Genomic DNA, 8,985 nt, shown 5'->3' on the forward strand with positions numbered 1-8,985 from the left:
GGCGTGATCGATATCAACGAGTCCGTGATGCGGTTCCTTCTGGCGTTCGTCGTCGCCGGCCCGCTCCTCGGCGCCGCCACCGCCCTCCTCCCGGCCCCGCCCGGGCTGAAGGGGAAATCGCCCGAGCAGGCCGTGCTGCGGCACGGCGTCACCGTGACGGCCGTGATCCTCATCGCCGCCGTCGTCCTGGCGCTCGGCTTCGACCACGACCATCCGTCGAAGATGCAGGCCACGACCGACATCAGCTGGATCCCCGCACTCGACGTGCGGATCCACCTCGGCATCGACGGCATCTCCCTCCCCCTTCTGGTCCTGACCGCGCTGCTGGCCTTCCTCTGCGCGCTCTACTCCTACTTCAAGCCGCCGTCGGGCCCGTCCCCGAAGGCGTTCGTCGCGCTGCTGCTCCTGCTCGAGACCGGCACCCTCGCGACCTTCGCCGTCCTCGACCTGCTGCTGTTCTTCCTCGCGTTCGAGACGGTGCTCATCCCGATGTACTTCCTCATCGCCCGCTGGGGCGGCGAGGGCCGGACCCGGGCCGCGTGGAGGTTCATCCTGTTCACGCTGCTCGGCTCCGTGGTCATGCTGCTCGGCCTGCTCCTGATCGGAATCAAGGCGGGCACGTTCGACATGGTGGCACTCGCCACTGACAACGGCCGGTCACTGACCACATCCGTGCAGGTCGTCGCCGTACTGGCGATCGGGATCGGGCTCGCGGTCAAGACGCCGATGTGGCCGCTGCACAGCTGGCTGCCCGACGCCCACACCGCCGCCCCGACCGTCGGCTCGGTGCTGCTGGCCGGCGTCCTGCTGAAGATGGGCACCTACGGGTTCGTCCGCATCCTGCTGCCCGTGGCGCCGGACGGCTTCCGCACCTTCGCGCCGTACCTCGCCGCCTTCGCCGTGGTCGGAATCATCTACGGGTCCCTGGCCTGCCTGGCCCTGGCCAAGCAGGGCGCGAGGGGCGATCTGAAGCGGCTCATCGCCTACTCCTCCGTCGGCCACATGGGCTTCGTCCTGCTCGGCATCGCCACCATGACCCCGACCGGCGTCAACGGCGCCCTGTTCGCCAACATCGCCCACGGCCTCATCACCGGCCTGCTCTTCTTCCTGGTCGGCGCGCTGAAGGACCGCACCGGCACCACCGACCTCGACACCCTGGCCGAAGGGACGGGCGCGGCCCTCTACGCCAAGGCCCCCCGCCTCGGCGGCCTGCTCGCCTTCGGCGCCGTCGCCTCACTCGGCCTGCCGGGCCTCGCCGGATTCTGGGGCGAGATGCTGGCCCTGTTCGGCTCGTTCAGCCCCGCCGCCGGCCTCAGCCGGCCCGCGTTCCTCACCTTCATGGCGATCGGCGCGTTCGGCACCCTGCTGACGGCCGCCTACATGCTGATCGTGGTCCGCCGGGTCTGCATGGGCGCCGTACCGCAGCAGACCCCGACCACCCTCGCCGACGTGCACGGCTACGAGTTCGCGGCCTGGACGCCGCTCGTCACCCTCACCGTCCTCGCCGGACTGTGGCCCCGGGCCCTGCTCGGCCTGACCGACCCGGCCGTGCAGCAGCTCCTCGCAGGAGGCACCCGATGAGCGCCCTGGCCCAGCCCCTGGCCCAGTCGCTGGTCCAGTCCGTCGACTGGCTCGCGATCGCGCCGCCCACCATCGCCGCGGTCGTGGCGCTCGCGGTCCTCGTCGCCGACCTCTTCCTCCCCGAGGCGCGCAAGCCGCTCCTCGGCTGGGTCTCCGTGGCCGGCCTGGCCGTCGCCACACTGATGCTGCTGCCGCTCCTGGACGGCGACCGCAGCACCTTCTGCCTGCCCGCCCCCGCGCGCGGGTGCAGCTACACCGCCGACCACTTCACCCTCGTCATCCAGTTCCTCGTCCTCGGCGGCGCCCTGCTGGCGGCCCTGCTGTCGGTGACGAACCTCGGCGACGAGCGGCGGCGCATTGCGGCCGGGGAGTTCTGGTTCCTGCTGCTGTCCTCGGCGGCCGGCGCCGCCCTGCTGCCCGCCTCCCGCGACCTGGCCACCCTCGTCGTCGCCCTGGAGGTCGCCTCCCTGCCGGCCTTCGCACTCGTCGGCATCCGGCACGGCGACAAACGGTCCTCCGAGGCGGCCCTGAAGTTCTTCCTGTCCTCGGTCACCGCCACCGCGGTCAGCCTGCTGGGCATCAGCTTCGTCTACGCCTCCACCGGCACCCTCTACCTCACCCAGGTCGCCCAGCGCATCCAGCACGTCGACGGGCAGCTGCACACCCTCGCCCAGACCGGCGTCGTCCTCACCCTGGTCGGCTTCGCCTTCAAGACCGCCGCCGTCCCCTTCCACTTCTGGGTGCCCGACACCTACGTGGGCGCGCCGCTGCCCATCGCCGCCTACCTGTCGGTCGTAGGCAAGGCCGTCGGCTTCTCCGGGCTGATCCTCGTCACCGTCGTCGCCTTCCCGTCGTACGCGGACGCCTGGGGGCCCGCGCTCGCCGCCCTGGCCGCCCTCACCATGACTGTCGGCAACGTCGGCGCCCTGCGCCAGCAGGCCACGCGCGCGTACAGCGCCGTACGGCTGCTCGCCTGGTCCTCCGTCGGCCAGGCCGGCTACCTCCTCGTACCGATCGCCGCCGCCGGATACTCCAGGGACCCGCAGAAGGCGATCGGCTCCACCGTCGCCTACGCCCTCATGTACGCCGCCGTGAACCTCGGCGCGTTCGCGGTGGCCGCCGTGGTGGGACGCACGAAGTCCCTCAACCGGCTCAGCGACTACCGGGGCCTGTACGCCGCCAACCCGGTCACCGCCCTGCTGCTGGCCTTCTTCCTGCTGTGCCTCGCCGGGCTGCCGCCGGGCGTCATCGGCCTGTTCGCCAAGGTCACCGTGTTCTCCGCGGCCGTCGACGCGGGCCTGGGCTGGCTCGCCGTCGTCATGGCCGTCAACGTGGTGATCGCCCTCTTCTACTACCTCCAGTGGACGGCCCTGCTGTTCCGGACCCCTGAGGGCACACCCGCCCGGCACCGGCTCCCGGCCCCCCTCACCGCCGCCCTCGCCCTCACCGGCGTCCTCGGCGTGGCGCTCTCCGGCGCACCCCAACTGGTCCTGCGCTTCGCCGCCACCGGACTGTTCTGAGGACTCGCCACGCGCGCGTGGGGCACCCGTGGCCCCACGCGCGCGGAAGGCCGTAAGCCCACGTCACCCGTACGGCCGACGCATGCCGCCGCCCGCACCAGGGAACTCGCGGCGGCCGCCTGGCGTTGACCAGAGCGGGAGGGTCCACTGGACCAAAGCGTTCCCCTGCAGCACGACTTGGAGGGCGTACCGTGCACCGCCGGCACAACGGGCTAAGGACCGCAGTACTCCTCGGGGGACTGTCCGCGCTCATCATCGTCATCGGCAGCTTCTTCGGCCGTACAGGGCTGATCGTGGCCGTCCTGATCGCGCTGGGCACGAACGCGTACGCGTACTGGAACAGCGACAAGCTGGCGCTCCGCGCGATGCGGGCCCGCCCGGTCAGCGAGTTCGAGGCCCCCGCCCTGTACCGGATGGTCCGCGACCTGTCCACGCAGGCCCGACAGCCCATGCCCCGCCTGTACATCTCACCGACGGAGGCGCCCAACGCCTTCGCGACCGGCCGCAACCCGCGCAACGCGGCGGTGTGCTGCACGGAGGGCATCCTGCGCCTGCTCGACGAGCGGGAACTGCGCGGCGTCATCGGCCACGAGCTGAGCCATGTCTACAACCGCGACATCCTCATCTCGTCGGTCGCCGGCGCCCTCGCCTCGGTGATCATGTTCCTGGTCAACATCGCCTGGCTGATCCCCATCGGCCGCTCAGACGACGACGAGGGCCCCGGCCTGCTCGGCATGCTGCTGATCATGATCCTGGGCCCGCTCGCCGCCTCCCTCATCCAGTTGGCCATCAGCCGGTCCAGGGAGTACGAGGCGGACGCCTCGGGCGCCCAGCTCACCGGCGACCCGCTGGCCCTGGCCAGTGCCCTGCGCAAGCTGGAGCTCGGCACCCAGCAGCTCCCGCTGCCCCCCGAACCCCGGATCGAGACCGCGAGCCACATGATGATCGCGAACCCTTTCCGGGCTGGCCAAGGGCTCGCCAGGATGTTCTCCACGCACCCGCCCATGGCGGACCGCATCTCCCGGCTCGAGAAGATGGCAGGGCGTTCACAGTGAAGATCATCCTCAACGTCATCTGGCTCATCCTGAGCGGCTTCTGGCTGTTCCTCGGATACCTGCTCGCGGGCGTACTGCTCTGCGTCACGATCATCGGCATCCCCTTCGGCATCGCCGCCTTCCGTATCGGCGTCTACGCACTGTGGCCCTTCGGGTACACCACGGTCGAGCGGCACGACGCGGGCGCCCCCTCGTGCGTCGGCAACGTCCTGTGGCTGCTGCTGGCCGGATGGTGGCTGACGCTGGCCCACATCACCACCGGCATCGCCCTGTGCCTGACGATCATCGGCATCCCGTTCGGCGTCGCCAACTTCAAGCTGATCCCGGTGTCCCTGTTCCCGCTGGGGCGCGAGATCGTGCCCACGGACCAGCCGTTCGCGGCCCGCTGAGGACCCCCGAGGCCCTGTGCCCCCGTCAGGCGAGGTGCGCGACTCAAGGGTTCGGCAGCAGGGTCACGCCCCCTGCCGGGGCTCCGGACCGCCTCCACGCCTACCGCGGCCCACCCACCACCGCCGCACCCCGTAGGCCACCACGCCCACGGCGAGCACGCCCGCCCCCACGGCGACCGAGACCGCGGGGAGGGCGAACGCCAGCGAGGCGCAGCCCAGCAGCCCCACCGCCGGCACCACCCGTGCCCGCGGGGCCGGGCTCAGCGTCCAGGCCGAGGCGTTGGCCACGGCGTAGTAGGCCAGGACGCCGAACGAGGAGAAGCCGATCGCGCCGCGAACGTCCACCGTGGCGGCCAGTACGGCGACCACCGCGCCCACCGCCAGCTCGGCCCGGTGCGGCACCTGGAACCGCGGATGCACGGCGGCCAGCACACGGGGGAGATGACCGTCGCGGGCCATGGCGAGCGTCGTCCGCGACACGCCGAGGATCAGCGCGAGCAGCGACCCCAGCGCGGCCACCGCGGCCCCCACCCGGACCACCGGCACGAGCCCCGGCACCCCGGCCGCCCGCACCGCGTCGGCCAGCGGTGCCGCCGCGTGCCCCAGACGGCCGGCGCCGAGCACGCCGAGAACGGCCACCGCGACCGCCGCGTACACCACCAGAGTGATACCGAGAGCCACCGGAACGGCGCGCGGAATGGTGCGCGCCGGATCCCGCACCTCCTCGCCGAGCGTGGCGATCCGCGCGTACCCGGCGAACGCGAAGAACAGCAGTCCCGCCGCCTGGAGCACCCCGCCGATGCCCGTCGCCGGCCCCGGGCCGAGCCGCCCGGCGTCCATGCGCCCGGAGGCGAGGCACGCGACCACCACCGCGGCGAGGACGGCCAGCACCACGGCCACGATGACCCGCGTCAGCCACGCCGACTTCTGGATGCCGCCGTAGTTCACGGCGGTCAGGGCCACCACGGCCGCCACCGCCACCGCGTGCGCCTGCCCCGGCCACACGTACGCCCCCACGGTGAGCGCCATGGCCGCGCACGAGGCCGTCTTGCCGACCACGAACGCCCAGCCGGCCAGGTACCCCCAGAACGCGCCCAGCCGCTCCCTGCCGTACACGTACGTCCCGCCCGACGCCGGATAGCGGGCGGCCAGGCGGGCCGAGGACATGGCGTTGCAGTACGCCACGACGGCCGCGACGGCCAGCCCCGGCAGCAGCCCCCGCCCGGCCGCACGGGCGGCCGGGCCCAGGGCGGAGAACACGCCGGCCCCGAGCATCGCGCCGAGGCCGACGACCACGGCGTCCCGCACGCCCAGGGTGCGCCGCAACGCGGTTGCGGAAGCTGTCATGCGCCGCACCCTACTGATCGGCGCAACCGGCGGGTGGACTCGAGACGTCCTCTTCCTCGACACGGCACGAACACGCGCGCGACCGACAGCCGATCCTCACCGGATTCTCAAGGGCCGGCCAGTGCGGACACAGCGCGGGAGGGCAGGTTCACGGCATGAGCATCATCGGTTGGATCATCCTGGGGCTTCTGGCCGGAGCCATCGCCAAAATCCTCCTGCCCGGCCGCGACCCGGGCGGCTTCATAGGCACCACCCTCATCGGCATCGCGGGCGCGTTCATCGGCGGCTACATCTCGTCCCGCTGGCTGGACCACCCGATCAGCAAGCACTTCTACGACGGCGCGACCTGGGCCGCCGCGATCGGCGGCTCGCTGGTCCTGCTGATCGTCTACCGCCTCCTGTTCGGCAACTCGCGCGACTGAGGCGCGGGCGGCGAGGCGCCCAGGAGCGACCGAAGGGTGGACACCGTCCGGTGCCCACCCTTCCTGGTCATGACCCGGCAACGGCCTGACTGCGCCGGCCGCGGTCCCCGCCGGTGCCGGACCGCGCGGTACCGCCGGCAGTTGACCTACCGGTAGTTGACGAACTGCAGCGCGAAGTCGAAGTCCTTGCCCTTCAGCAGGGCGATCACGGTCTGGAGGTCGTCGCGGCTCTTGGACGTGACCCGCAGCTCCTCGCCCTGGACCTGGGCCTTGACGCCCTTCGGGCCCTCGTCACGGATGATCTTGGCGACCTTCTTCGCGTTCTCCTGGGAGATGCCCTCCTCGATCGTCGCGAAGATCTTGTACTCCTTGCCGGAGAGCTGGGGCTCGCCCGCGTCCAGCGCCTTCAGCGAGATGCCGCGCTTGATCAGCTTGGACTGGAAGACGTCGAGGACGGCGTTCACCCGGTCCTCGGAGTTCGCCTCCATGAGGATCTTGTCGCCGGACCACGAGATCGAGGCACCCACGCCCTTGAAGTCGTAGCGCTGCGAGATCTCCTTGGCGGCCTGGTTGAGGGCGTTGTCGACCTCCTGCCGCTCGACCTTCGAGACGATGTCGAAACTGGAGTCGGCCATGTCCTGTGGCTCCTTGTATCGGGTGCGTATCGGGTGCGCGGCGGCGGCCGCCGAACCCGGCGTGGCGCCGGGCCGCATCCGCACCAGCCTAGTCACCCCGCGGCCCAGGAGGTGGAGATCAATCGGGTGGCGAAGCACCCCCACGCATCGGGTATTGTTTACGTCGTTGCCACGGAGCACCGTCGAAAGACGGTTCGAAGGGCAGCAACCCCGGCGGTGTGCCCGAGCGGCCAAAGGGAGCAGACTGTAAATCTGCCGGCTCAGCCTTCCCAGGTTCGAATCCTGGCGCCGCCACACGACCGAAAGGGTCTGTGAACAGCAGCAATGCTGATCACAGACCCTTTCGTCGTTCCCGAAGTACGCCATGCCGCGTGACGGAGGTGATCAGGGCGCTTCGCGAGCTGAGAGGTGCGCTGACCGGCGTCAGCTCACGGCATGCGAGCTTCGGCCCCCGCCTCGCCGTAACCGGCGATCCGGATGAGCCCGCCCGCTGCGTGCGGAACAGGAGGCCCGGCGACCAGGCCTCCCGCTGACGTGCGGGATCCCAGGCCCGTTGCCCGCGCTGGTCAGCGCCAGTTGGTGTCGTGGGTGAGTCGGTGGTGGTGGGTGTCGTACTGGTCGACTGTGGTGATGGTCTGGCCGTTGGGTATGGGTGCGGCCCAGGCGCGGTAGGTGGTGCCGGGGAGGGTGACTGCGGTGGCTTTTACCTGGGTGCCGTCGGTGAGGGTGACTACGCCGTAGGCGGTGTTGGCTTCGGGGGGTTGAGACCATGAGTCGGTTGCCGTTGAGGCCTTTGTCGTGCAGGCTCCACAGGCCCATGCTGCGGCGCCGGGCAGGGGGGGAGCGCCGCTTCGGGTCCTGCGGTGCCGGCTGGACAGCGGGCACACTGGCCGCATGGCATCCCGTCGCAGAACCTGTCCCGTGTGCCACCGTGAGATCGCCGTCGTCGCGGGTCGCTTCGCACGGCACGACCCGCCCGGGGCACGGGAGAACGGGGAACTCCTCTCTTGCTCCGGCTCCCGGCGCCAGGCACAACTCGGAGCGGTGCAGCCGGCGTTGGACGGGTACGCCGTGCCGGACTTCCCCGGGCAGCTGCCTCTCTTCTGACCGGTGAACGGCCGTTGCTCCTCCGGCCGGTGAACGGGCTCGGCCGTAGCCCTCCGGCCGGTGAAGGCCCGGCCGCAGCCCCTCCGATCGGTGAACGGCCGGCCTGCGGCCTCAGTTCCCCGCGACCGACTTCACGGCCACCGACACCGGCGTCGAGCCGCCGATCAGCTCCAGCGTCAGACCGGCCGTCGCCGAGGTGTCCACCAGCTCCGCCAGTACGGCCGCCACGTCGTCCCGCGGGACCGGGCCGCGGCCGGTGTGGGCCTCCAGCCGGACCAGACCGGTGCCCGGCTCGTCGGTCAGCGCGCCGGGGCGCAGGATCGTCCAGTCCAGGGTCTCCTGCCCGGTGACGTACGCGTCGGCCGCACCCTTGGCGCGCAGGTACACGTCGAAGACGTCGTCGCCCTGGTGCGCGGGATCCGCGCCCATCGAGGAGACCACCACGAAACGGCGTACGCGCGCGCGTACGGCCGCGTCCGCGAACAGCACCGCCGCGCCCCTGTCCACCGTCTCCTTGCGGCCCGCGCCGCTGCCCGGGCCCGCACCCGCCGCGAAGACCGCCGCGTCCGCGCCCTGCAGATGTGCCGCGACCTCCTCCACCGAGGCGGACTCCAGGTCCAGCAGGACCGGTTCGGCGCCCACCGCCCGCAGGTCGTCGCCCTGCTCCGCCTTGCGGATGATCCCCGCTACCTCGTCCCCGCGCGCGGCGAGCACCCGCTCCAGCCGCAGCGCGATCTGACCATGACCACCAGCGATGACAATGCGCATGATTCCGACCGTACGCCCGAAGGAGCCCGTGCGCCGCATGGGTTGGGGGGCGCCGGCCCTCGTCACCTAGTGAGCTGGTCCGGAGATCCTGTCGCAGTAGCGGCAGATCCGGTCGATGATCTGGTCGGCTGTCTTGGTCCAGCGGAACGGGCGGGCCTGTT

The 8,985-nt window shown here is 71.4% G+C and carries 9 protein-coding genes and 1 tRNA gene; 7 read left to right on the plus strand and 3 right to left on the minus strand.

Features of this window, described 5'->3' with window-relative positions:
- Positions 1–3 precede the first annotated feature (3 nt).
- From AB0924_RS21100 to AB0924_RS21115, 4 genes are all read left to right on the plus strand, one after another.
- The gene (locus AB0924_RS21100; RefSeq protein WP_358928214.1) at positions 4–1,581 is read left to right on the plus strand and encodes an NADH-quinone oxidoreductase subunit M; all 1,578 of its coding nucleotides are present in this window, start codon (positions 4–6) and stop codon (positions 1,579–1,581) included.
- A complete protein-coding gene (locus AB0924_RS21105) occupies positions 1,578–3,101 on the plus strand; it encodes an NADH-quinone oxidoreductase subunit N (RefSeq protein WP_366912153.1) in 1,524 nt (507 codons plus the stop codon). The genes AB0924_RS21100 and AB0924_RS21105 overlap by 4 nt, the downstream gene beginning before the upstream one ends.
- A gap of 191 nt (positions 3,102–3,292) precedes the next feature.
- The gene (gene htpX / locus AB0924_RS21110; protein WP_358928210.1) at positions 3,293–4,156 is read left to right on the plus strand and encodes a zinc metalloprotease HtpX; all 864 of its coding nucleotides are present in this window, start codon (positions 3,293–3,295) and stop codon (positions 4,154–4,156) included.
- Positions 4,153–4,545: a YccF domain-containing protein gene (locus AB0924_RS21115; RefSeq protein ID WP_359552432.1), complete on the plus strand. Its 393-nt coding sequence runs from the start codon at positions 4,153–4,155 to the stop codon at positions 4,543–4,545. Before htpX ends, AB0924_RS21115 begins: the two co-directional genes overlap by 4 nt.
- Positions 4,546–4,608: 63 nt before the next feature.
- On the opposite strand, the gene AB0924_RS21120 is transcribed toward AB0924_RS21115, so the two are convergent.
- A complete protein-coding gene (locus AB0924_RS21120) occupies positions 4,609–5,892 on the minus strand; it encodes an amino acid permease (RefSeq protein WP_366912154.1) in 1,284 nt (427 codons plus the stop codon).
- 155 nt (positions 5,893–6,047) lie between these two features.
- Here AB0924_RS21120 and AB0924_RS21125 point away from each other — a divergent pair, with 155 nt between their 5' ends.
- The gene (locus AB0924_RS21125) at positions 6,048–6,314 is read left to right on the plus strand and encodes a GlsB/YeaQ/YmgE family stress response membrane protein (protein ID WP_358928206.1); all 267 of its coding nucleotides are present in this window, start codon (positions 6,048–6,050) and stop codon (positions 6,312–6,314) included.
- A 146-nt stretch (positions 6,315–6,460) separates the two neighbouring features.
- On the opposite strand, the gene AB0924_RS21130 is transcribed toward AB0924_RS21125, so the two are convergent.
- The gene (locus tag AB0924_RS21130) at positions 6,461–6,949 is read right to left on the minus strand and encodes a YajQ family cyclic di-GMP-binding protein (protein WP_358928204.1); all 489 of its coding nucleotides are present in this window, start codon (positions 6,947–6,949) and stop codon (positions 6,461–6,463) included.
- A gap of 212 nt (positions 6,950–7,161) precedes the next feature.
- On the opposite strand from AB0924_RS21130, the gene AB0924_RS21135 reads away from it, so the two are divergent.
- Positions 7,162–7,243: transfer RNA gene (locus tag AB0924_RS21135), tRNA-Tyr, on the plus strand.
- A 600-nt stretch (positions 7,244–7,843) separates the two neighbouring features.
- Complete coding sequence (locus AB0924_RS21140) at positions 7,844–8,056, plus strand: hypothetical protein (protein WP_358928202.1); 213 nt, start codon at positions 7,844–7,846, stop codon at positions 8,054–8,056.
- 111 nt (positions 8,057–8,167) lie between these two features.
- Here the strand turns inward: AB0924_RS21140 and AB0924_RS21145 are convergent, their stop codons facing one another.
- On the minus strand, positions 8,168–8,824 hold the full coding sequence (locus tag AB0924_RS21145; protein WP_358928200.1) for an NAD(P)H-binding protein: 657 nt from the start codon (positions 8,822–8,824) through the stop codon (positions 8,168–8,170).
- Positions 8,825–8,985: the final 161 nt, after the last annotated feature.

The sequence above is a fragment of the Streptomyces sp. NPDC047869 genome (assembly GCF_040704065.1).
Lineage (GTDB): Bacteria > Actinomycetota > Actinomycetes > Streptomycetales > Streptomycetaceae > Streptomyces.